General features: G+C 68.6%; 16 protein-coding genes. 3 read left to right on the forward strand and 13 right to left on the reverse strand.

Annotated elements, in window-relative coordinates; genetic code table 11:
• The 13 genes from GKQ77_RS06100 to ngcE all read right to left on the reverse strand — a co-directional run.
• Nucleotides 1-1,509, reverse strand: a 1,509-nt coding sequence (locus tag GKQ77_RS06100) for an ArnT family glycosyltransferase (protein ID WP_219687679.1), incomplete at its 3' end; no start/stop codon positions are given.
• A gap of 84 nt (nt 1,510-1,593) precedes the next feature.
• Nucleotides 1,594-3,096 (reverse strand): amino acid permease, encoded by a 1,503-nt coding sequence (locus tag GKQ77_RS06105; protein ID WP_219687680.1) that lies wholly within the window; start codon nt 3,094-3,096, stop codon nt 1,594-1,596.
• Between the two features lie 158 nt (nt 3,097-3,254).
• Nucleotides 3,255-5,186, reverse strand: coding sequence for a 1-deoxy-D-xylulose-5-phosphate synthase (gene dxs, locus GKQ77_RS06110; protein WP_219687681.1), 1,932 nt, complete (start codon nt 5,184-5,186; stop codon nt 3,255-3,257).
• A gap of 249 nt (nt 5,187-5,435) precedes the next feature.
• Complete coding sequence (locus tag GKQ77_RS06115) at nt 5,436-6,740, reverse strand: sugar ABC transporter permease (RefSeq protein ID WP_219687682.1); 1,305 nt, start codon at nt 6,738-6,740, stop codon at nt 5,436-5,438.
• On the reverse strand, nt 6,737-7,537 hold the full coding sequence (locus GKQ77_RS06120; protein WP_125515646.1) for an ATP-binding cassette domain-containing protein: 801 nt from the start codon (nt 7,535-7,537) through the stop codon (nt 6,737-6,739). Before GKQ77_RS06120 ends, GKQ77_RS06115 begins: the two co-directional genes overlap by 4 nt.
• A gap of 135 nt (nt 7,538-7,672) precedes the next feature.
• Nucleotides 7,673-8,770, reverse strand: a complete 1,098-nt coding sequence (locus GKQ77_RS06125) for a substrate-binding domain-containing protein (RefSeq protein ID WP_372459838.1) — start codon at nt 8,768-8,770, stop codon at nt 7,673-7,675.
• Between the two features lie 122 nt (nt 8,771-8,892).
• Nucleotides 8,893-10,092, reverse strand: coding sequence for an ROK family transcriptional regulator (locus GKQ77_RS06130; protein ID WP_219687683.1), 1,200 nt, complete (start codon nt 10,090-10,092; stop codon nt 8,893-8,895).
• 195 nt (nt 10,093-10,287) lie between these two features.
• Nucleotides 10,288-11,175, reverse strand: coding sequence for a carbohydrate ABC transporter permease (locus GKQ77_RS06135; protein ID WP_219687684.1), 888 nt, complete (start codon nt 11,173-11,175; stop codon nt 10,288-10,290).
• Nucleotides 11,175-12,122: a carbohydrate ABC transporter permease gene (locus GKQ77_RS06140; RefSeq protein ID WP_219687685.1), complete on the reverse strand. Its 948-nt coding sequence runs from the start codon at nt 12,120-12,122 to the stop codon at nt 11,175-11,177. Before GKQ77_RS06140 ends, GKQ77_RS06135 begins: the two co-directional genes overlap by 1 nt.
• 88 nt (nt 12,123-12,210) lie before the next feature.
• On the reverse strand, nt 12,211-13,473 hold the full coding sequence (locus GKQ77_RS06145) for an extracellular solute-binding protein (protein ID WP_258020909.1): 1,263 nt from the start codon (nt 13,471-13,473) through the stop codon (nt 12,211-12,213).
• A 149-nt stretch (nt 13,474-13,622) separates the two neighbouring features.
• Nucleotides 13,623-14,516 (reverse strand): carbohydrate ABC transporter permease, encoded by an 894-nt coding sequence (locus tag GKQ77_RS06150; protein ID WP_219687686.1) that lies wholly within the window; start codon nt 14,514-14,516, stop codon nt 13,623-13,625.
• Between the two features lie 22 nt (nt 14,517-14,538).
• Nucleotides 14,539-15,468, reverse strand: a complete 930-nt coding sequence (locus GKQ77_RS06155; protein ID WP_258020914.1) for a carbohydrate ABC transporter permease — start codon at nt 15,466-15,468, stop codon at nt 14,539-14,541.
• A 125-nt stretch (nt 15,469-15,593) separates the two neighbouring features.
• Nucleotides 15,594-17,027 (reverse strand): N-acetylglucosamine/diacetylchitobiose ABC transporter substrate-binding protein, encoded by a 1,434-nt coding sequence (gene ngcE, locus GKQ77_RS06160; RefSeq protein WP_219687687.1) that lies wholly within the window; start codon nt 17,025-17,027, stop codon nt 15,594-15,596.
• A gap of 400 nt (nt 17,028-17,427) precedes the next feature.
• On the opposite strand from ngcE, the gene GKQ77_RS06165 reads away from it, so the two are divergent.
• From GKQ77_RS06165 to GKQ77_RS06175, 3 genes are all read left to right on the forward strand, one after another.
• Nucleotides 17,428-21,324, forward strand: a complete 3,897-nt coding sequence (locus GKQ77_RS06165; RefSeq protein ID WP_219687688.1) for a GH92 family glycosyl hydrolase — start codon at nt 17,428-17,430, stop codon at nt 21,322-21,324.
• A gap of 231 nt (nt 21,325-21,555) precedes the next feature.
• Nucleotides 21,556-22,734, forward strand: coding sequence for a serine hydrolase domain-containing protein (locus GKQ77_RS06170; RefSeq protein WP_219687689.1), 1,179 nt, complete (start codon nt 21,556-21,558; stop codon nt 22,732-22,734).
• A 133-nt stretch (nt 22,735-22,867) separates the two neighbouring features.
• Nucleotides 22,868-25,072 (forward strand): ArnT family glycosyltransferase, encoded by a 2,205-nt coding sequence (locus GKQ77_RS06175; RefSeq protein WP_219687690.1) that lies wholly within the window; start codon nt 22,868-22,870, stop codon nt 25,070-25,072.
• Nucleotides 25,073-25,194: the final 122 nt, after the last annotated feature.

A 25,194-nucleotide genomic window follows, 5' to 3' on the forward strand; every position in this document is an offset into this window, starting at 1 on the left:
CACGTACACCACCGCCCCCTCCACCCACAGCACCGGCTCGTACCCCACCGCCAGGGCCCTGCGCAGGGACGGGACCCGGGCCGGGGCGTACGGCTTGCCACGGGAGTCGTCCACCACCAGCGCAGGGGGGTGGGCCCGCCACTCCTCGCGGAAGGCGGGCCAGGCGCCCTGGACGGCGTACTTCTCCCCGACCTGGGGGCCATTGCGCCCGCCGCTGTAGTTGGTGAGCAGGCCGGCCGTGAGGAAGCGGCTCGCGGGGGCGCGGTCGGCCAGCCAGTAGCCCTCCGGGTGTATGCCCCACAGCAGCACCCGGTCCTGCGGGCCGGTGTGTGCCCTGACGGTCTCGGCGAGGCGCGTGGCGTGGGCCAGTTCGGGGCGCGGCGCGAGCAGGCCCCAGGCCAGGAACAGGGCGCAGGCGCACCCCGATGTCACGAGCGCGCGTACGGTCCGCTCGCGCGGCAGGATCTGTAGTGCCGCCGTCCCCAACAGGGCGAGCGGCGGCATGAGTTGCAGGTAGTAGTGGCCGAAGAAGTGGAAGCCGAGGAGGACCGCGGCCACCGACGAGGCGAGCCACAGCCACAGCTCGGCCGCTCCGGTGCGGGCGATGCGCAGGACGCGTACGACCGGCGGGAGGAGGCCCGCGCAGGCCGCCGCGAGGATCGCGGCGTTCGCCAACCCCCGGCCCAGGACGTGGAGTTCGGAGCCGGTGAAGGAGGCGTACGCACCCGAGCCTGTCACCGTCCAGAACAGGAAACCCGAGGGCGTCGTCAGGGCGGCCGCGGTCAGGACGGGGGCGCACAGGCCGACGCCGAGGCGCAGGACGTCCCGCCGGGGAGGGCCCTCCTGCCGGGAAGGGCCGCCCCGCCGGGGAGGCCCGCCGCGCCACAGCAGCCAGAGCACCGGCAGCAGTACCGCTCCCCCGGTCTGCTTGGCCAGGAAGGCGCAGGCCACCGCGGCCCCCGCCGCGCCCCATCGACGGCGGTCCGCGCACCACATCGCGGCGGCCGTGCACGGCAGTGTGAAGACCTCGAAGCTCGCCGCCTGCGCGTCCTCCGGGTTGAGGCCGATCGAGACCAGCAGGTACAGGACGCCCGCGGTGCGGCCCGCGCCGTTGCCCCAGCGGCGCCGGGCCAGCGAGGCGAGGAGTACCGCCGTCAGGAGCTGCGCGGCGACCGCGAGGACCTTCAGCGGCAGCAGCGAGGAGTCGCCGAAGAGCGCGAAGGCGCCCGCGTAGAGCCAGGGGACGAGCGGCGGCTTGCGGTCGACCACCGTCTCGTACAGCTCGCCGCCGTCGGCCAACATCCGCGCCTGGACGGCGAGATAGCCCTCGTCCGGGTTCCACAGCGGCCACCGGAAGGACGGCAGGCGGGTCAGGCACGCCAGGGCGGCGAGCAGCGGGAGCAGGCGTCTCCAGTAGGCGGCCGAGGGCTCGGGGACGTACTCCTGGCGCGGCCCCGGCACCCGGGGGCCGCGTACGGAGCGTAGTGAGGTGGCGGGCGCGGCGAGCATACGGTGCACGCTATCCGGCCCCGCAGTTCCGAATGGATCGGGACATACGGGGCCGGGGAGGAATGCCTGCCGAACGGCGGGTGACTACCGTGCGTCGTCGGCGGAGAGCTGCTTGCCGCGGCGGCCCAACTGGCTGTGCGAGCGCCCGTACGCGAAGTAGACGACGAAGCCGAGCGCCATCCAGATGCCGAACCGCAGCCAGGTCTCGGCGGGCAGGTTCAGCATCAGCCACACCGAGGCCGCCACCGAGAGGATCGGCACCAGCGGCACCAGCGGGGTGCGGAAGGCGCGGTGCAGGTCGGGGCGGGTGCGGCGCAGGATGAGGACGCTCAGGGCGACGACGACGAAGGCGAAGAGCGTGCCGATGTTCACCAGTTCGGCGAGTTCGTTGAGGCTGGTGAAGCCCGCGAGGATGGCGATGAGCACGCCGAGCAGGATCGTCGGCCGGTGCGGCGTCTTGTACTTCGGGTGGACGCGGGAGAAGAAGCGGGGCAGCAGCCCGTCCCTGCTCATCGCGAAGAAGACGCGGGTCTGGCCGAGCAGCAGGATCATGCAGACGGTGGTGAGGCCGACGGCGGCGCCGAAGCTGATGATGCCCGCGTACAGGGGATGCCCGGTGGCCTTGAAGGCGTCGGCCAGCGGTGCGTCCACGGAGAGTTCGCTGTAGTGCTGCATACCGGTGACGACGATCGACACGGCGACGTACAGGACCGTGCAGATGAGCAGGGAGCCGAGGATGCCGCGCGGCATGTCGCGCTGCGGCAGCTTGGTCTCCTCGGCGGCGGTGGCCACGATGTCGAAGCCGATGAAGGCGAAGAAGACGACCGAGGCGGCGGTGAAGATGCCCATCACACCGAAGTTGGTGGGCGCGTATCCGAACATCAGCTGGATCAGCGGCGACTGGATGCTGTCGCCCGGCGGCACGTCCTGCGCCTTGGGGATGAACGGCTTGTAGTTGTCGGCCTTGATGAAGAAGGCGCCCGCGATGATGACGATCAGGACGACGGCCACCTTGATGGCCACGACGACCGTGGTCACGCGCGCGGAGAGCTTCATGCCGAGGACGAGGATGACCGTGAGGACGAGCACCAGGGCGAAGGCGAGGATGTCGAAGCCGAAGCCCTCGGCGGCGTCGGGCCCGGTGAGCACCTCCGGCAGATGCCAGCCCGCGTTGTCCATCAGCGACCGCACATAGCCGGACCAGCCGACGGCGACCACGGCGGTGCCGAGCGCGAATTCGAGCACCAGGTCCCAGCCGATGATCCAGGCGGGCAGCTCGCCCAGTGAGGCGTAGGAGAAGGTGTACGCGGATCCGGCGACCGGCACGGTCGAGGCGAACTCCGCGTAGCAGAGGGCGGCGAGCGCGCAGACGACGCCCGCGACGACGAAGGCGAGCGCGGTGGCGGGCCCCGCGGTCTCCTTGGCCACCTTCCCCGTCAGGACGAAGATGCCGGTGCCGATGATGACACCGACGCCGAAGACCGTGAGGTCGAGGGCGGAGAGCGACTTCTTGAGCGCGTGCTCCGGCTCCTCGGTGTCCTGGATGGACTGCTCGACGCTTTTTGTTCGGAACAGGGTGCTTGTCACGGGTGAACCTCCACGCTTGCCTCCACGCTTGTCGTCCCCGACATGATCGAGAGGCCGCGCATCCCGCACCGCCCGGCACGGCCCTATTCACGCGAATGGGCCGGTCCCACCACCCGTACAGGGTGCCGGAACCGGCCCATCGGCCGTGTCGGTTGACGTCAGTCGCGGGCGGGCTCCACGGACTCCACGGCCGCGGCCGTGTCGCGCTCGAACCTGCCGTCCAGCTTGGCGACCAGACCCGTGACCTGGCGAGCGATGTCGGGCGCGGTCAGTCCGATCTCGGCCATGATCTCCTTGCGGGACGCGTGGTCAAGGAAGCGCGGCGGGATGCCGAAGTCACGCAGCGGCACATCCACGCCCGCGTCGCGCAGGGCCTGGGCGATCGCCGAACCGACGCCGCCCGCGCGGGAGTTGTCCTCCACGGTGACGACGACGCGGTGCTTCTCGGCGAGCGGCGCCATCGCCTCGTCGACCGGCTTGACCCAGCGGGGGTCGACGACGGTCGTGGTGATGCCCTGGTTGTTCAGCAGGCCCGCGATCTCCAGGCACATGGGCGCGAGCGCGCCGACGGAGACCAGCAGCACGTCGGGCCGGTCGCTGCCCGCCTCGCGCAGCACGTCCATGGCGCCGACCGTGCCGACGGCCTTGACGGCCGGGCCGACCGCGCCCTTGGAGTAGCGCACGACGGTCGGCGCGTCGTCGACCTCGACGGCCTCGCGCAGCTGGAGGCGGACCTGGTCGGCGTCGCGCGGGGCGGCGATCCGCAGGGTCGGCACGCACTGCAGGATCGACATGTCCCACATGCCGTTGTGCGAGGCGCCGTCCGTGCCGGTGACGCCCGCGCGGTCCAGTACGAAGGTGACACCGCACTTGTGCAGGGCCACGTCCATCAGGAGCTGGTCGAAGGCGCGGTTGAGGAAGGTCGCGTACACGGCGAAGACGGGGTGCAGGCCGCCGGTGGCGAGGCCGGCCGCGGAGACGGCCGCGTGCTGCTCGGCGATTCCGACGTCGTAGACCCGGTCGGGGAAGGCCTTGGCGAACTTGGCGAGGCCGACGGGCTGGAGCATGGCGGCCGTGATGGCGACGATGTCCTCGCGCTCGCGGCCGAGCTTGACCATCTCCTCGCCGAACACGGACGTCCAGTCCATGCCGCCCGCCGCGATGGGCAGACCGGTGTCGGGGTGGATGGGGCCGATGCCGTGGAAGTGGTCGGCCTCGTCCTCCTCGGCGGGCTTGTAGCCGCGGCCCTTCTCGGTGATGCAGTGCACGATGACCGGGCCGCCGAAGCGCTTGGCGCGCTGGAGCGCGGACTCCAGGGCCTCGATGTCGTGGCCGTCGATCGGGCCGACGTACTTCAGGCCGAGGTCCTCGAACATGCCCTGCGGGGCGATGAAGTCCTTCAGGCCCTTCTTGGCGCCGTGCAGCGTCTCGTAGAGCGGCCTGCCGACGACCGGCGTGCGCTCCAGGATGTCCTTGCCGCGGGCCAGGAAACGCTCGTAGCCGTCGGTCGTGCGCAGGGTCGCCAGGTGGTTGGCGAGCCCGCCGATCGTGGGGGCGTACGAACGCTCGTTGTCATTGACGACGATCACCAGCGGGCGGTCCTTGGCGGCCGCGATGTTGTTCAGCGCCTCCCAGGCCATGCCGCCGGTGAGCGCGCCGTCACCGATGACGGCGACGACGTGATCGTCCTTGGCGCGCACCTCATTGGCCTTGGCGAGGCCGTCGGCCCAGCCGAGGACCGTGGAGGCGTGGCTGTTCTCGATCACGTCGTGGTCGGACTCGGCGCGCGAGGGGTAGCCGGACAGGCCGCCCTTGCCGCGCAGGTTGCCGAAGTCCTGGCGGCCGGTGAGCAGCTTGTGCACATAGCTCTGGTGGCCGGTGTCGAAGAGGACCTTGTCCTTGGGCGACTCGAAGACCCGGTGCAGGGCGATGGTCAGCTCGACCACGCCGAGGTTGGGGCCGAGGTGGCCGCCGGTCTTGGAGACTGCCTCGACGAGGAATCCGCGGATCTCTCCGGCCAGCTGGTTCAGCTCCTCGGGACTGAGCCGGTCAAGATCGCGCGGTCCCGTGATGCGGTTCAGCAGCGGCACCCGTGCCTCCTTGCAGTAGAGCTGAGATGTGCTGTTCGAGCGTTGCCGGGTCTGCCGAGTCTAATGTTCCGCCACCACGCCCCGCGCCCGGGGAGCCGCTCCCGGCGCAAACGAAGACCCCCCGCGCCCCTAAGAGGGACGCGGGGGAAACCCCGGAGGGGGCGCAGGGAAGCCCCGTAAGGGGCGCGGGGAACTGCGCGCCCAGCCACGACGAACCCGCAGCGAAAGACGGCCCGACCAGCGGAGCGCCTACGCGCGCCCCGCCGACTTCTGCGTACGCCGCGAAACAGAGTCAATGACCACGGCAGCAAGAAGAACCGCCCCCGTGATCATGTACTGAATCTCACTGGCCATACCGAGCAGATTCAGCCCCTGCTGAATGGACTGGATCACCAGCATGCCAAGGAGCGCGGACCACACCTTGCCGCGCCCGCCGAAGAGGCTCGTCCCGCCGATGACGGCCGCCGCGATCACCATCATCAGCGTGTTGCCGCCGCCCAGGCTCTTCGTGGCGCCACCGGACAGGCTCGCGATGAACAGGCCGCCGAAGGCCGCCAGCATCCCGGAGACCGCGAAGACGATGATCCGGACCCGGTCGACGTTGATACCGGCCCGGCGCGCCGCCTCGGCGTTGCCGCCGACCGCGAAGACCTGGCGGCCGAAGGTGGTGCGCCGCGCCACGAAGTCCGCGATCACCAGCACGGCGAGGAAGAGCACCAGGGCCAGCGGCAGACCGCGCGCTCCGGCCGGCTCGTTCAGGACGTACGCGGCGCCGCCCGCGAGGACGGCGACGACGACCGTGCGCAGCACGATCTCGCTGACCGGGCGCGAGGGCAGCCCGGCGGCCTTGCGGCGCTTGCTGTCGAGCAGCAGGGAGGCGGCGTACGCGAGGATCGCGACGGCGGCCAGACCGTAGGCCGCGCCCTTCTCGGCGAAGAAGTGCCCGGTCAGGTCCTCGACGACGCTGCCTTCGGGCGTGTTGATGCTGCCCTCGCCGCCCATCAGCCAGATCTGCAGACCGCTCCAGCCGAGGAAGCCCGCAAGGGTGACCACGAAGGCGGGCACGCCGATCTTGGCGAAAAAGAACCCATGGACGGCGCCGATGACCAGACCGGCCAGGACGGCGATGACGACGGCGAGCCAGTCGTTCAGGTCGTGCGTGACGCTCAGCACGGCCCAGACCGCCGCGCCCATACCGGCGACCGAGCCGACCGAGAGGTCGATCTCGCCGAGCAGCAGGACGAAGACGATGCCGACGGCCATGATGCCGAGGCCGGAGGTGAAGACCGCGATGTTCGCGAGGCTGCTCGCGTCCAGGAAGTGGTCGTTCTTCAGCTGGAAGACGATCGCGATGACGATCAGGCCGATGACGACGGGCAGCGAGCCCAGCTCACCGCCGCGCATCTTGCGCTTGAACTCGGTCCAGTAGCCGGCCAGGCCCTCCTCGCGCACGAGCAGGCGCGGGTCGACCGCGGGGACCGGGGCCGCCGGGGGCGGGGTGTCGCCCGGGGCGCCGGAGTTCTTGCTTGTCGGGGTCTTGGCGAGGTCGCTCACTTCGCGTCCTCCTTCGGTGCCGTGGCCGTACGCGCCTTGCGGCGGGTCACGGCGTTGTCCGTGGCGCCGGTGATCGCGGCGATGACCTCTTCGTTGGTGGTGTCGGCGACGGAGAACGTGCCGTTGTTGCGGCCGAGCCGCAGCACCGCGACCTTGTCCGCGACGGCGCGCACATCGGCCATGTTGTGGCTGATGAGGATCACGCCGTGGCCGCGCTCGCGCAGCCGCTCCACCAGGTCGAGGACCTGCGCGGTCTGCTCGACGCCGAGGGCCGCGGTGGGCTCGTCGAGGATGACGACCTTGGGGTCGCCGACCAGCGCGCGGGCGATGGCGACGACCTGGCGCTGACCGCCGGAGAGCGCCGCGACGGGGATGCGGACGCTGGGGATGCGGATGGAGAGGGTGTCGAGCAGCTCCCTGGCCCGCTTCTCCATCTTGATCTCGTCCAGGACGGAGGCGCTCTTCAGCTCGCTGCCGAGGAAGAGGTTGGCGACGACGTCGAGGTTGTCGCAGAGGGCGAGGTCCTGGTAGACGGTGGCCACGCCGAGGTTCTGGGCGTCGTGCGGCCGGCCGATGCGGACCGGGCGGCCCTCCCACTCGATGGTGCCGTCGTCGATCGGGTGAACGCCCGAGATCGTCTTGACGAGGGTGGACTTGCCGGCGCCGTTGTCGCCGACCAGGGCGACCACCTCACCGGTGTGGATTTCGAGGTCTACGTCCGTGAGCGCCTGGACGGCGCCGAACCGCTTGGAGACCCCGCGCAACGCCAGCACGGGCGTAGCGGACACGTGAATCATCTCCTTCGCCGCCCGGGGGCGGGGAATGGTGGTGCAGCAAGAGCAGTGCCTCAATGGGGCACGGTTCCCGGGGAGCGCTCTCTGGAGCGCCCCCCGGTGTTCACTTCGTACGAACGGCTTTCCCGCGAGCGGGAGTTACTTGATGCCGACCTCGTCGCACGCCTTCTTGTACTGGGCGGTGCAGATCTCGCTGACCTTGTAGACCTTGTCCTTGACGATCGTGTCGGCGACCTCGTTCTTGGTGATCGCCTGCGCGTCGTACAGCTTGGCCGGGATGCCCTTGAAGTCGCCGCTGAGCGAGTCGACCTTGCGGTCGGTGAGGGCGTCGACGGCCTTCCCCTTGAGCAGGGCCACGGCGATCTCGGCGGTGGTCTCGGCCTCCGGCTTGATCTCCTTGTAGATCGTGTAGTCCTGGTCGCCGCTCAACAGGCGCTGCACACCCGCGAGTTCGGCGTCCTGGCCACCGACGGGGACCTTGATGCCGCGCTGCTTCAGCGCGGTGATCACGCCGCCCGCCATGCCGTCGTTGGCGGCGTAGACGCCCTGGATGCCGTCCTTGCCCAGCTTGTCGATCGCGGAGGACATCTTCTTGTTCGCCTCGTCGGGCGACCAGTCCGGGATGTCCTGCTCGTACGCGATCTTCTTGACCTTCTTGTCGAGCACCGAGTGGGCGCCCTTCTTGAAGAAGGGGGCGTTCGGGTCGGTCGGCGAGCCGTTGATCATGACGACGTTGGCGTCCTTGGCCTTGGCGCCGAGCGCCTTGACCATGGCCCCGCCCTGGAGGCGGCCGATCTTCTCGTTGTCGTACGAGACGTAGGCGGCGAGGGGGCCCTCGGCGAGCCGGTCGTACGCGACGACCTTGACGCCCTGCTTGTCGGCCCGCTCGACCCAGGACTTCGTCGACTTGTAGTCGACGGCGTCCAGAATGATCACCTTGACGCCCTGGGTGATGAGGGCGTCGAACTGCTTCTTCTGGTTCTCGATGTCCTGAGCGGCGTTGTTGTACTTGATCTCGCAGTCCGAGCAGAGTTCCTTGATCTTCGCCTCCATGATGGGGCGGTCGAAGGTCTCGTACCGGGTGGTCTTGTTCTCGGGGAGCAGCAGACCGATGGTCTTGCTGTCGCCGCCGCTGCTCTTGTCTTCGCCGTCTCCGGCCTTGCCGCACGCGGTCATGGCCAGTGCCATCGAAACCGCGGCCGTGCCTATGACGACGCGACGCGTCATTGCGTTCATGGTGGGGTGCCTCCCTGACGAGGCCGCGTCGTTGCGGCCGAGGTGGCTCGAAGTCAACTCGGCCGCCACACCAGCGTCAAGGAGTAAATCCTTAACGAGATGACAACGGTGCCATGCGTTATCTAAGTGAAGGCAGGAGCCTCGACGGGGAGTGATCCGTCCAAAAGGGTTGAATCACCCATCTCGCTGAGGGCGAGCGCCAGCGCGCCGAGCACCTCGGCGCGGCCGCCGAGCGCCCCGGGAAGGACGGTCAGCTGACGCGCCGCGCTCGGGATCGCGTACCGCCCGACGGACTCCCTGATCGGGCCGAGCACCAGCTCACCGGCTTCCGCGAGGTCCCCGCCGAGGACGACCCTGGACGGGTTGAGGAGGTTGCAGAGGTTGGCCACGCCGCTGCCGATGTGCCGTCCGACGTCGGCGATCACGCGCCGGCACCCCGGGTCGCCGTCCCGGGCGAGCCCCACCACGCGCTCCATGGTCAGATCCGTGCCGTGGCTGGACTGGAGCAGCGGCAGGACATAACGGGCGGCGGTGAAGGTCTCCAGGCAGCCTCGGTTGCCGCACCGGCAGACCGGCCCTGACTCGTCCAGGGTGATGTGCCCGATCTCCCCCGCCGTACCGCCGGGCCCCCGGTAGATCCGCCCGCTGATCACCAGCCCCGCGCCGACACCGCTGGCGACCTTGATGTACGCCAGGTCCTTGACGCCGCGGCCGCTCCCCCAGACCAGCTCGCCGAGCGCGCCGAGGTTGGCGTCGTTGTCCACGTGCACCGGCACGCCGAGGCGGGCGCCCAGCTCCTCGGCGGGCTTGGTGCCGGTCCAGCCCGGCAGGATCGAGGTCGAGCCGAGCGTCCCGGACTCCACGTCGATGGGCCCGGGCACGCCGAGCCCCACGCCCGCGATCTTGGTGGGGTCCACTCCGGTGGCCGCGATCAACCTGCTGACCAGCTGCTCGGCCCGGTCGAAGCCCTGCGCGGCGGAGGCATCGACGTCCAGCGGCTCGGCCTCCTCGGCGAGCACCTGGTGGGCGAGGTTGCCGACGGCGACGCGCAGGTGGGTGTGGCCGAAGTCGACGCCGATGACGATGCCGGCGTCACCGCTGAGCGAGACGCTGCGGGCCCGCCTGCCGCCCGCCGAGGTGGGCGTGACCTCGACCGTCCCGCCGTCCTTCAGCTCCCGCACGATATTGGAGACCGTCGCCGCCGACAGGCCCGTCGTCCGCGCGATCTCCGCCTGCGTGAGCGATCCGGCGAGGCGTACGGCTCGTACGACCCGCTCCAGATTGGCCCGGTGCAGAGAGGACTGCGACCCCGGAGTCTCCATTGACTCTTCCACCTTTGCCGTATGACGTACGGCACCAGGGCCGCCCGTACAAGTTGTGAACTCCAAGCTCCGATGAAGGGGTTGGCGCAGTCAAGTCCTTGACGGAAAAACAGTCGATCGAACGCGGAAAGGGCCGAGGCCCGGCGGGAGCCGTTCCGCTCCCCGCCGGGCCCCGGCCCGCCATGGCGCCGGGCGCTACTTCACCGAGCCCGCCGTGAGCCCCGACACCACATGCCGCTCGATGAAGGCGAACAACACGATGACCGGCACGATCGCCACCACGGACGCGGCGAAGAGGTAGTTCCACTGGACCGTGTAGTTGCCGATGAAATTGCTGATGCCCACCGTCAGCGGCTGCTTGTCCGGCTCCGTGGTGAGGGTCAGGCCCATCACGAACTCGTTCCAGGAGGTGATGAAGGTGAAGATCACGGCCGTCACCACGCCGGGGAGCGCGAGCGGCAGTGTCACCTTGATCATCGCGCCGAAGCGGCTCGTGCCGTCCACCATGGCGGCCTCCTCCAGCTCGGGCGGGATCGAGCTGATGTAGGCCGTCAGGATCCACACCGCGAAGGCGAGGTTGAACGCCGCGTTGGTGAGGATCAGCGTCCAGACGGAGTTCAACATGTCCAGCTGGTGGAATTCGCGGTACAGGCCCACCAGCAGGGCCGTGGGCTGGAACATCTGGGTGACCAGGACCAGGAGCAGGAAGAGCTTGCGGCCGCGGTAGCGCACGCGGGCCGTGTAGTAGGCGGCCGGCAGCGAGACGAGGAGGACCAAGAGCGTCGCGCCGCCCGCCACGACCAGGGTGACCTGGAGGTTCTGGCCCAGCTCGGACTCCTTCCATACGTCGATGAAGTTCGCCCACTCCAGGTTCTGGGGCAGATAGGTGCGGTCCCGCAGCTCCTCCTTGGGGCGCAGCGCGGTGACGATCATCTCCAGGTACGGCGCGAGGAAGACCGCCGCGAGGAGCCAGGCGCAGGCCGTGATGACCAGGGTGCGGGGCCGGAAGGGGCGCTTGGGTGTGCGGCCCTTGGGTGTGCGGCCCTTCTTCGGCGCGGGGCGGGTCGCCGTCGTGGTCGCCATCAGTCCTCCTCGTTCCACCGGCTGACCTTCAGGAAGATCAGCACGAGCACCACGACCATCAGGAAGTTGACGACCGACATCGCCGCGGACTCGCCGATGTCGGTCTCCTTCAGCTTGTACATGAACACCATCGACGTGGAGGTGTCGTAGCCGGGGCCGCCCTGGGTCATGGCCCAGATGATCGGGAAGGAGTTGAAGACATTGATCAGGTTGATCACCACGCCGACCAGGAAGGCGGGCCGCAGCATCGGCAGCGTGATGTGCCGGTATGTCTGCCAGGGCCCGGCCCCGTCGATCCGCGAGGCCTCGTAGACGTCCTGGGGGATGGTCTGGAGACCGGCCAGGAGCGTGTACGTGGTGAAGGGCAGGGAGACGAAGACGGCGACGGCCATCATCCAGGGCCAGGCGGTCTCCGGTCTGCCGAGCCAGTCCTTGGAGCTGTCGATGAGGCCGAGGTCGAGCATCACGGTGTTGAGGACGCCCGCGGTCTGGTTGAGCATCCACTTGAAGCCGATGGCTGTCATCAGGACGGAGGCCGCCCAGGGGGCGATGAGTGCCCACCGGGTGATGCGGCGGCCCGGGAATTTCTGGTTGAAGAGCTGGGCGAGGGCGAGCGAGAGCAGCATGGTCGCGGTGACGACGACGACTGTCCAGATGACGGTCCAGGTCAGGACGGCCCCGAAGTCGCTCTCCTCGAAGAGCTTCTTGAACTTGTCGGTCCCGGCGCTGCCGCGCACCTTGCCGGCGATGGAGATGTCGAGGAACGAGGTGCGGATCAGCTCGATGACGGGCCAGACGACCACGGCGAGGATCAGCAGGATGACGGGCGCTATCCAGGGCAGCGGGCCGAGCCGGGCGATGCCGCCGCGGCGGCTCACCGGCCCTGCCGCGCGCCCGCCCCGTCCTCGGCCCGAGGAGGCCGGGGACGGAGGGGCCTTCAGTGACACAAGGACTCCTTGCGAACCGGGTGAACGGGGAGTACTGGGAGTACTGGGAGTACTGGGGGAACCGGGCGGAAGTGGCAGGGCCGAGCGGCTACTTGGCGTCGGCCGCCGCAGACTCCGCCTTCTTCTGGAGGTCGCCGAGCACCTGCTTCGGGTCGTCGACGACCGCCTTGCCGCCGGTCTTCTTGATCTCGGCGGAGACCAGGTCCCACGAGGTGTCGCCCAGCGGGTAGAACTTGGCCTCGGGCAGCACCTCGAAGAACGGCTCCAGGTCCTTGTGCTCGCCGTTGGACTGCATGGTCTTCAGGGCGTCCTGGGTGACCGGCATGAGGTTGTACATCTCGTCGAAGGCCAGCATCTTCTTGGAGTAGGTGAAGTCCAGGAACTTCTTCACGCCCTCCTTCTCCGCGCCGCCGTCCTTGAACGCCATCATCCAGTCGGCCACGCCGAGGGTGCTCTCCAGCGGGCCCTCCTTGCCGGGAATGGGCGCGACGCCGTAGTCGACATCGCCCCCCTTGGCCATCTGGATGAGGCTCGGGTGGCCGTTGAGCATGCCGACCTTGCCGCCCGCGAAGTCCGCGAAGGCCGTCTTGCGGTCGGTGGAGGCGGGGTTGGCGTAGGTGAGGCCGGGCTTGACGAGGTTGGTCTTGAGCCACTCGAACGTCTCGACGTTCTGGGCACTGTCCAGGGTGTACTTGCCGTCCGCGTCGGTGTAGCCGCCGCCGTTGCCCAGCTCCCACATCATCGTCTCGCCCTGGGTCTCCTCGGGGCCGAGCGGCAGGGCGTAGGGGGTCTCGGCGGCCTTCTTGTCCTTGATCTTCTTCGCGGCGGCGGCGAGTTCGTCCCAGGTCTTCGGCGGGGCCTTCACGCCGGCCTTCTTGAAGACGTCCTTGTTGTAGAACATCACGCGGCTGGAAGAGACCCAGGGGATGCCGTACTGCGTGCCGTCGACCTCTCCGGCCTTGGCGAAGGTGGGAATGAGGTTCTCGCGGGTCTTCGCGGACATCACCTCGTCCGCCTTGTAGAGCAGGTCGTCGGCGACCTTGTCTGCGTAACCGCCGGTCTGGAGCAGGTCGGGTTCGTCGCCCGCCTGGATCATGTTCTTGACGGACTTGTCGATCTCGTTCCAGTTGATGACCTGGACGTCGACCTTGTAGCCCTTGTGGGCCTTCTCGAATTCCTTCTTGACCTGGTTCCAGTACACCTTCGAGGCGTTGGAGGCCTTGTCGCCGTAGTCGGCGGCGACAAGCTTGATCGTCTTGCTGTCGACGCTGTCGCTGTCCCCGCCACAGGCGGTAAGTCCCAGCGCCATGCAGAGCGTTGCCGCTCCGGCGGCGACCATTCGGTTCCTCATGCTGTTCAACCCTTCGACATCGGTGTCGACTTGAGCGCGTTCAGTCGCCCCCCGCGGCGCCGTGGCAGCCGACACTACTCACGTGCGGTTTTGCCTCGACAGGCCTAGACCACTTTCGTGGCCAAGCTGAAATCACCTGCCTCACCAGGTCACTTGAGCGCCCCGGCGGTCAGACCGGCCTGTACCTGTCGCTGGAAGACCGCGTAGACGACGAGGACCGGCAGCATGGCGATCGTCAGCCCCGCGAAGAGCGCTCCCCAGTCGCCGCGGTAACCCTGGGAGACGGCGAGCGAGGCGAGGCCCTGGGGCAGTACGTAGCTCTTCTCGTCCTCGTTGTTGAGCAGCAGCGGGAGCAGGTACTGGTTCCACTGGCCGAGGAAGTTGAAGATGCCGATGCTGACCAGGCCGGGCTTGGCCATCGGCAGCATGATCTGGAAGAACGTACGCGTGTGCGAGGCACCGTCGACCATCGCCGCCTCCTGCACGCCGGTCGGCAGCGTGCGGAAGAAGGAGGTCAGGAAGAAGGTGGTGAAGGGCAGTGAGTAGGCGATGTACGCGATCATCAGGCCGGGCCGCGTGTCGAGGAGTCCGAAGTTCTCCATGACGGCGAAGAGCGGGACGAGCGCGAGGATGACGGGGAACATCATGCCGCCCGCGAAGAGCATGAAGACCAGGCGGTTGCCGGGGAAGGTGAAGCGGGCGATCACGTAGGCCGCCATGGAGCCGAGCAGCATGGTCCCGGTGAGTGAACCGGCCAGGATGATCAGCGAGTTGACCGTGTACTGGCCGATGTTCGCCTTGTTCCACGCGTTGGTGAAGTTCTCCCAGTGGAAGGCGGCGGGCCAGCCCATCGGATCGCTGAGGATCTCGGCCGAGGGGCGGAAGGCGGTGAGCGCGACCCAGATGAGGGGCCCGGCGGCGAGCACGACCCACAGGACGAGGAAGGCGTGCGAGAAGACGTTGAGGGTGGTCCCCGAGCCCTTCTTTCGGGGCACGTCGGCGGTGGTGCCGGGGCGGGGCGCGGTGGTGGCGGTCGTGGTCATGAGTCAGTGGCTCCCACGGTCTTCAGTATTCGATCCGGTCGCGGTTCCCGGCCCGCATGACGATCAGGGAGAACACCATGCTCAGGACGAGAAGGACGACGCCGATGGAGGTGGCATAGCCGTACTGACCGTCACGGAACCGTTCGTAGAGGAAGACCGGGGTGACCTTCAGAACGTGCGAGGGCACCATCACGAGGCAGATCGCGAAGGTGTCGAGCGCCTGGATGCCCATGTAGATCCAGCCGGTGCGCACGGTGTCCCAGATCAGCGGGAGCGTGACGCTGAAGAACGTACGGGCGCGGCCCGCGCCGTCCAGGAGCGCGGCCTCGTGGATGTCCTTGGGGATCGCGCCCATCGCGGCGGAGAACAGGACGACGTAGAAGCCGACGAAGCTCCAGCTGATCACGGTGAGCAGCGAGAGGACGCCGAGGGCGTGGTCGCCGCCCAGCCACGCCGGGCCGTCGACGCCAACCTTGTCGAGACCACCGTTGATCAGGCCGCTGTTGGTGTTCAGCACGCGGCCCCACACCACGGCGATGATGGCGACGGAGAGGACCTGCGGGAAGAAGTAGACGACCTTGTAGAACGACGATCCGACGACTCCCGCGATCGCCTGACCCCTGCGGTGCCGGCCGCCCGCGGTGATCATGTAGGCGAAGAACATGCCGAGTACGAGGGTCACGACCGGGGCGATGACGAGCAGGAGGACGCTGACCTCCAGCGAGTCCCAGAACCGCTCGTCGTCCCACATCTTGCGGTAGTTGTCGAAGCCGATGAAGTTCGCCACCGGGCCGCCGGACCAGTCGGTGAACGAGTAGTAGATCGCCTGGAGGAAGGGCGAGACGACGAACAGGGCGTAGAACGCGAGCGGCACGGCGAGGAAGCCCACGATGAAGCGGTACTTGTCGAGCGTGCGGTAGCGCCGGTCGTAGCGGACCCGCCGCGGGGTCAGGCGGGGCGGCAGCAGGAACGCCAGACACAGCAGAAGCCCGTTGGCCGGCTTGGGCGGAGCCTCGGGCTCCGCCCGCTTCTTCGAAGGCGGGGGCTTGGCCACCCGGGTGTCGGTCTGCACGCTCCTCAGGCCTTCTTGACCTTGGTGACGTCGGGGTCCTTCAGGATCCGCTCGCTGGCCTTCTGCATGGTGTCCATCGCCTGCTTGGTGCCGATCTGGCCCTGCATGAACTTGTGGATCATGTTGTTGAAGTCCTCGCGGAACAGTTCGTTGTACCAGTCCATGAACTGCGGGATGACGACGTTCTCACCGGCCGCCTTGATGGCCGCCTGCGCGCTCGCCGCGCCCGAGGGCAGCTCGAGGCCGTCGATGGCGCCCTTGACGACAGGCATCGACCCGATCTCCTCGAAGAGGTTGCGGGCGGCTTCCTTGCTGTACATCATCCGCAGCCACTCCAGGCCGCCCTGGCGGTTCTTGGCCTTGGCGGGGACGATGAAGGGCTCACCGGCCGGGGCGTAGAGCGTGCCGAACGGCATCTTGTCGCCCGAGTCCAGCGACGGGGTCGCCCCCACGGTCATCCGGAAGTCCTTGGGCGTGGTGTCCTTCGCCTCGTTCTCGACCCAGGAGCCGTTGGGCACGAAGAGGCACTTGCCCTCCTTCGTCCAGGCGGTCTGCATCTCGGTGTGGGCCTCCTGGCCGTCGAAGCCGGTCAGCACGTACTTCTTGGCGACCAGCTCCTCCCAGGCCTCGAAGACGTCCTTGACCGCGTCGTGCTTCCAGGCGTTCGGCTCCAGGTAGTCCATCGCCTCGATGACCTCGCGGCCGCCGCGCTGGGCGAACATCGCGTACATGCTGAAGAACATGTAGCGGGGGTGGCCGCCCGGGTAGCTCCAGCCGTGGATCCCCTTGGCCTTGGCCTTCTTGCAGACGGCGAGCATCTCGTCCCAGGTCTTCGGGTACGAGGAGTCGAGGCCGTCCTCCAGGAGCTTCTTGGAGTGCCAGTTGCCGTACACGGTCAGGGCGATGTTGAGCTGGTAGCACTCCTTGCCGCCGAAGCGGCCCATCTGCTCCACGACCGGCACCAGCGTCTCGCGCACGGTGACGTCCGGGTCGTCCCACGAGGGGGCGTTGAGCACCTCGCTGAGGTCGGCGACCTGCTTGTTGTGGACGAGCTTGCCGGGGTTCATCTGGTCGGCGCCGGAGTTGTTGACGACGTCCGCCGTGGGCTTGCCGCGGACGATCTTCGGCTGCACCTGGGTGGCGATCTTCTCGGTCGCCTTCTGGTTCGCGTCGGCCTTCGGGTACTTGTCGGCGTACATGTCCGTGACGAACTGGGCGTACTTGTCGCCGTATCCGCCGTTGAAGATGTAGACCGCGAGGGCCGCGTCCTCCTTGACGCCGAGGGGGTTCTTCTTGCTCTTCTTCCCCTTCTCGGCCTTGTTCTCCTCGCCGCCCCCGCTGGCGCAGGAGCTGAGCGCCCCCACGGCGGGCACCGCGAGCAGACTGGCGGCGGCCGCCCTCTTCATGACATCACGACGGTTGACGCTGGTGGATCCCATGCTCAAGTCCTCGCCTTCTCACAGGACTCAGGCGGTGAACGGGACCCTCCCCGGCACCGCGGTGGTGTGAAGCTGGGGTCGTGCGGTGGTGCCGAACGGCTGGATGAATGCCGACAGGTATAGTCCATTTCTGGTCGAGTCGGCAAGATCGAATACCGGTTTCCTCGTGAGGTTTTCCGAGTTGAGACCTGCGCCGATCCCTGGTCAAAACCTCTCGCACCACGCCTGGTGAACGCGTGGACTTTCACGGCGTTTCTTTTGGACTTTCCCTGATTTCGGTGCGGCGGCGGCCGGTTCCGCCCCGTACAACAGCCTTGACACCACTCCTCACTTGACTCCCTACTAGACCTTGCGCAGCGATCGTGACAACGTTGTCCAACTCGCAAGGAGGGGCTCGGGGATGCCGCACACGGCACGTAGACCTCGTTACAGACACCACCGTCCGGGTGCGCCCGGAACCCGTTCGGCCGCGGCCATCGGCACGCTGGCGCTGGCGCTCGTCGTGGCGGCGCAGGGGGCCGCCGTCGCCGGGCCCGAGCAAGCGCCTCGCGTCGAGCGGGAGTTCGACTCCTCGTTCGAGGAGGAGGACGCCCGGCCGGACTGGGTGAGTACCGTCGAGACCGGGCCGGACGGCAAGAAGAAGGCCTCCGGGGTGAACGGCGCCTTCAGCTCCGGTCTGCCCGGCAGCGTGATGGACCACGTCACCGAGGTGCGGGCCAGCGGGGAGAACGCCGGTTCGGGGGAGGTCGCCGAGAACCTTGTCGACGGCGAGGCGACCAGCAAGTGGCTGACGTTCGCGAAGGACGGCTGGGCCGAGTTCGACCTGAAAGAGCCCGCCAAGATAGTGACGTACGCGCTGACCTCGGCGAATGACCACGCCGAGCGCGACCCCAGGGACTGGACGCTCAAAGGTTCCACGGACGGCAAGGAGTGGAAGGTCCTCGACGAGCGCAAGGGCGAGGCGTTCGACGGCCGGCACAAGACGAAGAAGTACGACGTGGCCGACCCCGCCGCGTACACCCACTACCGCCTCGACGTCACCGCGAACAACGGCGCCGCCGACATACTCCAGCTCGCCGACGTCCAGCTGTCGGTCGGCGGCACCGAGGCCCCCGCCCCCGAGGACATGCTGAGCCTGGTGGACCGCGGCCCCAGCGGCTCCCCTACCGCCAAGTCCCGCGCCGGGTTCACGGGCAAGCACGCGCTGCGCTACGCCGGCACCCACACGGCGGACGGCCGCGGTTACTCGTACAACAAGGTCTTCGACGTCGACGTCCCGGTGCGGGCGGACACCGAGCTGGGTTACCGCGTCTTCCCCTCGATGGCCGAGGGCGACCTCGACTACGCGGCCACGCACGTCGCCGTCGACCTCGCCTTCACCGACGGCACCTATCTGAGTGAACTCCGCGCCACCGACCAGCACGGTTTCCCGCTGAGTCCGCGCGGTCAGGGCGCCGCCAAGGTGCTCTACGTCAACCAGTGGAACAACGTGGCCTCCCGCATCGGGCAGGTCGCGCGCGGCAAGACCGTCGACCGGATACTCCTGGCGTACGACGCGCCGAAGGGCCCCGCGAAGTTCCGCGGCTGGCTCGACGACGTGTCCCTGAGGGAGAAGGCGCCGCCGAAGCCCAAGGCGCACCCCTCGGACTACGCCGACACCACCCGCGGCACCCACTCCAGCGGCGGCTTCTCACGCGGCAACACCTTCCCGGCGACGGCCGTACCGCACGGCTTCAACTTCTGGACGCCGGTGACGAACGCGGGCTCCCTGAGCTGGCTGTACGACTACGCGCGCGGCAACAACGACGACAACCTGCCGACGATCCAGGCGTTCAGCGCGAGCCATGAGCCGAGCCCGTGGATGGGTGACCGGCAGACGTTCCAGATGATGCCGTCCGTCGACAAGGACACGCCGAGCGCCTCGCGGACCAAGCGGGCGCTGCCCTTCCGGCACGAGAAGGAGACGGCGCGCCCGCACTACTACGGCGTGACGTTCGAGAACGGCCTCAAGGCCGAGATGGCGCCGACCGACCACGCCGCGATGATGAGGTTCACCTATCCCGGTGACGACGCGAGCGTCATCTTCGACAACGTCTCGGAGAAGGGCGGCCTCACCCTCGACAAGGAGAGGGGGATCGTCTCCGGCTTCTCGGACGTCAAGTCCGGGCTTTCGACGGGGGCCACGCGCCTGTTCGTCTACGGCACCTTCGACGCGCCCGTGAGCGCGGGCGGCAAGCTGGAGGGCGGCGGGGGCGGTGACGTCACCGGTTACCTCCGCTTCAAGGCGGGCGAGGACCGCACGGTCCAGCTGCGGCTCGCCACCTCCCTCATCAGCGTGGACCAGGCCAGGGCCAACCTCGCCCAGGAGATCCCGGCGGGCACCTCCTTCGACCGCGTGAAGGACCGCGCCCAGCGGCAGTGGGACGCGCTCCTCGGCAAGGTGGAGGTCGAGGGCGCGAGCGAGGGCCAGCGCACGACGCTGTACTCCTCGCTCTACCGGCTGTACCTGTACCCCAACTCCGGGTTCGAGAAGGTGCGTTCGGAGGGCGGCAAGGCGACGTACAAGTACGCCTCGCCCTTCTCGCCGCAGACCGGTCCCGACACCCCGACCCACACCGGCGCGAAGATCGTCGAGGGCAAGCCGTATGTGAACAACGGCTTCTGGGACACCTATCGCACGACATGGCCCGCGTACTCCCTCCTCACTCCCAAGAAGGCGGGCGAGCTTGTCGACGGGTTCGTGCAGCAGTACAAGGACGGCGGCTGGACCTCGCGCTGGTCGTCGCCGGGGTACGCGGACCTGATGACGGGCACGTCCTCCGATGTGGCGTTCGCGGACGCGCACGTGAAGGGCGTCAAGTTCGACGCGGAGGCCGCGTACGAGGCCGCGCTGAAGAACGCGACGGTGGTGCCGCCGAGTTCGGGCGTCGGCCGCAAAGGCATGAAGTCCTCGCCGTTCCTCGGCTACACGAGCAGCGAGACGCACGAGGGCCTGTCGTGGGCGCTGGAGGGTTACCTCAACGACTACGGCATCTCACGGATGGGCGCGGCCCTCTACAAGAAGACGGGTGAGAGGCGCTACAAGGACGAGTCCGCGTACTTCCTCAACCGCGCCCGCGACTATGTGCACCTCTTCGACGACAAGGCGGCAGGGGCGGGCACGCCGCCCGGCTTCTTCCAGGGCAAGGACGCCAAGGGCAAGTGGCGTGTTCCCTCGGACAAGTTCGACCCGCGCGTGTGGGGTCACGACTACACCGAGACGAACGCCTGGGGGTACGCCTTCACGGCTCCGCAGGACTCGCGCGGCCTGGCGAATCTGTACGGCGGCCGCAAGGGCCTCGGCGACAAGCTCGACACGTACTTCGCGACTCCGGAGACCGGTTCCGCCGAGTTCGCGGGCTCCTATGGAGGCGTCATCCACGAGATGACGGAGGCGCGTGACGTGCGGATGGGCATGTACGGGCATTCGAACCAGGTCGCGCACCACGCCGCGTACATGTACGACGCGGCCGGGCAGCCGTGGAAGACGCAGGAGAAGGTCCGCGAGGTCCTTTCACGCCTCTACACCGGCAGCGAGATCGGCCAGGGCTACCACGGAGACGAGGACAACGGCGAGCAGTCGGGCTGGTACCTCTTCTCCTCGCTCGGCTTCTATCCGCTGGTGATGGGAAGCGGCGAATACGCCATCGGCTCACCGCAGTTCAAGAAGATGACCGTGCACCTGGACAACGGACGCGACCTGGTCGTGAAGGCGCCGAGGAACAGCGCCGAGAACATCTACGTCCAGGGTCTGAAGGTCAACGGCAAGGCGTGGAAGTCGACCGCGCTGCCGCACCGGCTGATCGCGCGCGGCGGGGTCCTGGAGTTCGACATGGGCCCGAAGCCTTCCTCGTGGGGCGCGGGCAAGAACGCGCAGCCGACGTCGGTGACGCAGGACGACAAGGTGCCTTCGCCGAGGAAGGACGCGCTCAAGGGCGAGGGTCCGCTCTTTGACAACACCTCGGCGACCGAGGCGACTTCGGACTCGGCCGTGGAGCTGCCGGTCGCCGGGAGGACGAAGGCGGTGCAGTACACGCTGACGTCGTCCACCGACAGGGCGAAGGCGCCGCGCGGCTGGGTCCTGCGGGGCTCCGTCGACGGCCGGAGGTGGAAGGACCTGGACAGGCGCTCCGGTGAGTCCTTCGCCTGGGACCAGCAGACGCGGGTGTTCACGGTGGCCCGCCCGGGGGCGTACCGCCACTACCGGCTGGCGCCGGTCGGCTCCGCGACGCTGGCGGAGGTGGAACTGCTGTCCTGAGCGGGGCGGTTGGTGACTCGTGCCCCGCCTCTTCGCCGCACGTCGGGTGAAGGGGCGGGGTTTTCCATGTCCGCTCTCCCGAGTCCGCCTTTCCGTCTCCGCTCTCCCGGGGGTTCTCCATACCCCCTGCCAGGGGGGCTCCTCCATGGCCGCACACCGCCCTCCCATGACTCAATGATCTTGGGACGAGCGCACTGACCACACACTCCCCAGCCATGTGAGGCGACCACCATGAAGCACCTGCGAAACACCCTCGGATCGGTGACGGCGATCGTCGTCGCGGCGACGATCGCCATGCCGGCCTCCACCGCCTGGGCCCACTCCGACGGCTCCGGCAGGTCCGGCTACGGGCGGGCCGATCTTCAGCGGGGGCTGGACGACATGGTCCGCGCGGACGGAGTGGTGGGCGCGCAGGCCACGTTGGTCAACGGCGAGCACCGCACCTCCGTGCGGAGCGGCACCGCCGAGCTGGGCACCGGCCGGCCGATGCCGGACCACGGCTACTTCCGGATGGGCAGCAATACAAAGACCTTCGTCTCCACCGTCGTACTGCAACTGGTCGGCGAGGGCCGCATACGCCTCGACGACACCGTCGACCACTGGCTGCCCGGCGTGGTCGAGGGCAACGGCCACGACGGCGGCCGGATCACCGTACGCCAGTTGCTCCAGCACACCAGTGGTCTGCCCGACTACATAGCGAAGCTGCCCGTCCTCGACGAGAGGAAATTCCAGGAGCACCGCTTCGACCAGTACGCGCCGCGCGACCTCATCCGCCTGGCCCTGCGGGACAAGCCCCTCTTCGAGCCCGGCGAGGGCTGGAGCTACTCCAACACCGGCTACATATTGGCGGGGTTGATCATCCAGAAGGCGACGGGCCACCACTGGAGCGACGAGGTCCGCGCCCGGATCATCGAACCCCTCGGCCTCAAGGACACCTACTCCCCGGGCAGGCGCACGGGCCTCCCCCAGCCGCACGCCAAGGCCTACCAGCAGTTCAAGCCGGAGGGCCCGCTGGTCGAGAGCACCGAGCTGAGCATGACCTGGGGCGGCGCGGCGGGCGACCTCATCACCACCCGGAACGATCTCACCCTCTTCTGGCAGAAGCTCCTCGGCGGCAAGCTGCTCGCACCGAGGCAGATGGCGCAGATGCTCAAGACGGTGCCGGCTCCCGAAGAGGGCGAGACGTCGGCCAAGCGGGAGATGGGGCTCGGCATCTTCAAGACGCGGCTGAGCTGCGGCGGCAGCTACTGGGGCCACGGCGGGACGACCCTCGGCCACCTGAACGGCAACGGCTTCGTCGACAAGGGCAAGAAGGGCGTCCTCGTGATGCGTTCCACGAACGTGGCCGCGGAGGACCGCGACGACCGCACCGACCGGCTCATCGACGACGCCTTGTGCAGGACGAAGTAAGGGTGGGGGGAGCTTGATGTCCGGAGCCTGTTGTCCGGAACTGCCCCACCGGCGCCGGACAACAGGCTGCCGGTAGAAGCGAGACGTCGACCACTTGGCGGCCCTGTCCGGAAACAAGGAGCCAGCAGCGACCATGACGTCTCTGACCAGCACCTCCAGCAGGACCGCGCCCTCGGCTGCCCCGACACCGCCGCACCGCTGGCGGTTCTGGTGCTCACCGCCCGACCAGCCGCGCTGGGCCCGGCCGGGGCTCCTCGCGATCGCCGCGCTCGCGGCGCTGCTCTACGCCTGGAACATCACAAGCAGCGGGTTCGCCCCCTACTACTCCCTGGCCGCCCGCAGCATGTCCGAGAGCTGGAAGGCGTTCCTGTTCACCACTGTCGATCCCTCGGCGACCCTCACCCTGGACAAGATCGGCGGCTTCCTGTGGCCGCAGGCCCTCTCCGCACGGATCTTCGGCTTCCACGACTGGGCCCTGACCCTGCCGCAGTGCGTCATGGGCGTCATCTCCGTCCTGGTGATGTACCGGCTGGTTCGCCGCTGGCAGGGGCCCGCCGCCGGGCTCCTCGCCGCCGGACTGCTGACGGTCACCCCCATCGCGGCCTCGATGTTCGGCCACGCGATGCCGGACGGCTCGCTCACCATGTGCCTGGTGCTCGCTGCCGACCAGTACCAGAAGGCGGTCGGCACCGCCCGGCTCAGGCCGCTGCTGCTGAGCGCCCTGTGGATCGGCATCGGCTTCCAGATGAAGATGGTGCAGGCCTGGGTCGTGGTCCCCGCCTTCTTCATCGGCTACCTGGTGGCGGCTCCGGTCCAGCTGCGAAAGCGACTCGGACGGCTGGCGGCGGCGGGAGTGGTGCTCTTCTCGGTGTCGCTGTCGTGGGTGGCCCTGCTCACCTTCACCCCGAAGGACGACCGCCCCTACGTGGACGCTTCCACCAACAACAGCGCCTTCGCGATGGTCTTCGGCTACAACGCCTTCGACCGCATGCTTCCGGGCTTGATCGACGGCGGGGGGTTCGCTCGCCCCGGCGACGGGGGCGAGAAGGGGGATGCCGGGCGGCAGGCGACGGCAGAGCACAAGGACGGGGGCAAGGGCGAGGGCAAGAGAGAGGGTAAGGGAGAGCGAGAGGGAAAGGGCAAGGGAGGGGAAAAGGATAAGGAGCCGGGCTGGTACGGGCCTGACGGTGGTCAGCAGCCGCCCGGGAGACCCGGCCCATCGGACTGGTTCAAGCTCCTCCTCGACTCCAGGTTCACCCCGCAGATCGGCTGGCTGTACCCCCTCGCGCTGTGCGCCCTGGCCTTCGGCCTCGTACGCCACCGTGCGGGCCCTCGCACCGACCAGGCCCGCACCGGCTATCTGATGTGGGGCGTATGGCTGGCGACAGCGGCCGGTGTGCTCAGCGCCCTATTCATCCCGCATACCGCCTACGTGGCTTCCCTCGCGCCTCCGCTCGCCGCGCTGTCCGCCGCGGGGACCGTCGCCCTGTGGCGTGCCCACCGCGCGGCGACAGGAGGCCGGCGGGCCTGGACCCTGCCCGCCGTCATCGTCGCCGAGGCGGGCTGGACGGTCCATCTCGCCTCCGACTACACGGACTTCGCGCCCTGGCTCATCCCCGTCGTCGTCGTGGGGGCGCTCGCCGCGCTCATCTCGGTCACCGTTCCCCTCAGGCGGTCTGCGACCTCGCGCCCAAGCCCCGCCGCACGGCGCCTCGGGTCGGCCGGGCTGCTCGCCGGATGCCTCGCGATGTTCGCCGCTCCTACGGCGTGGTCCCTTTCCGTGCTGGACGAACGGCACGCAGGGTCGGCGTTCGACGCGTCCGCGGGCCCTGTTCCCGCAGGGGGCGCGGGCCGCGTCGCCCGTAATGCCGATACGTCGATGACCGCCGACCAGAGCAAGCTCCTCGCCTACGTCAAGAAGCACGGCGGTTCCGCCAAGTACACGCTGTCCGCCGAGACCAGGCTGGACCTGGCCCCGTACATCTACGCCGAGGCCCTGCCCGTCCTCCCGCTCACCGGGAGGAGCCTCACCTGGTACCGGGAGCGCGTGGCCTCGGGTGAGGTCAACTTCGCGCTGGTCACCAATGTGCAGTTCTGGAAGACGGCGATAAGCGCCTGGGTGGAGTCGGCCTGCGCCAAGGTCGATCCCCGGACGTACGGCGCCGACCCCGACAGCGCCGCTGACTCCGACAGCGGCCGGGGCAGGGACGGCGACCGGGGCATGGACAGCGGCAAGGGCAGGGACAGCGGCAAGGGCAGCTCGCCGACGCTCTACCACTGCACTCCGGGCGACGCGGACGAGACCTTCCCGCGACATGATCCGCCGGACAGGCCCTAGGGCCTGTCTGACAATTCCCGCCTGCCTCGCGACGCCATGCACGCACTCTCGCCGCACCGGGCGCAGAGCCAAGTACGTCCAGTACGAGGCCCTACGCCCGGCACGCCGAGAGCACGCACCTG

It is taken from the genome of Streptomyces anatolicus, from assembly GCF_019400875.1.
Taxonomy (GTDB): domain Bacteria; phylum Actinomycetota; class Actinomycetes; order Streptomycetales; family Streptomycetaceae; genus Streptomyces; species Streptomyces anatolicus.

Coding starts and splice junctions, on each gene's coding strand:
- GKQ77_RS06120 (WP_125515646.1), bottom strand. CDS start 7,537: ATGATTCACGTGTCCGCTACGCCCGTGCTGGCGTTGCGCGGGGTCTCC.
- GKQ77_RS06125 (WP_372459838.1), bottom strand. CDS start 8,770: ATGAACGCAATGACGCGTCGCGTCGTCATAGGCACGGCCGCGGTTTCG.
- GKQ77_RS06130 (WP_219687683.1), bottom strand. CDS start 10,092: ATGGAGACTCCGGGGTCGCAGTCCTCTCTGCACCGGGCCAATCTGGAG.
- GKQ77_RS06135 (WP_219687684.1), bottom strand. CDS start 11,175: ATGGCGACCACGACGGCGACCCGCCCCGCGCCGAAGAAGGGCCGCACA.
- GKQ77_RS06145 (WP_258020909.1), bottom strand. CDS start 13,473: ATGAGGAACCGAATGGTCGCCGCCGGAGCGGCAACGCTCTGCATGGCG.
- GKQ77_RS06150 (WP_219687686.1), bottom strand. CDS start 14,516: ATGACCACGACCGCCACCACCGCGCCCCGCCCCGGCACCACCGCCGAC.
- ngcE (WP_219687687.1), bottom strand. CDS start 17,027: ATGGGATCCACCAGCGTCAACCGTCGTGATGTCATGAAGAGGGCGGCC.
- GKQ77_RS06165 (WP_219687688.1), top strand. CDS start 17,428: ATGCCGCACACGGCACGTAGACCTCGTTACAGACACCACCGTCCGGGT.
- GKQ77_RS06170 (WP_219687689.1), top strand. CDS start 21,556: ATGAAGCACCTGCGAAACACCCTCGGATCGGTGACGGCGATCGTCGTC.
- GKQ77_RS06175 (WP_219687690.1), top strand. CDS start 22,868: ATGACGTCTCTGACCAGCACCTCCAGCAGGACCGCGCCCTCGGCTGCC.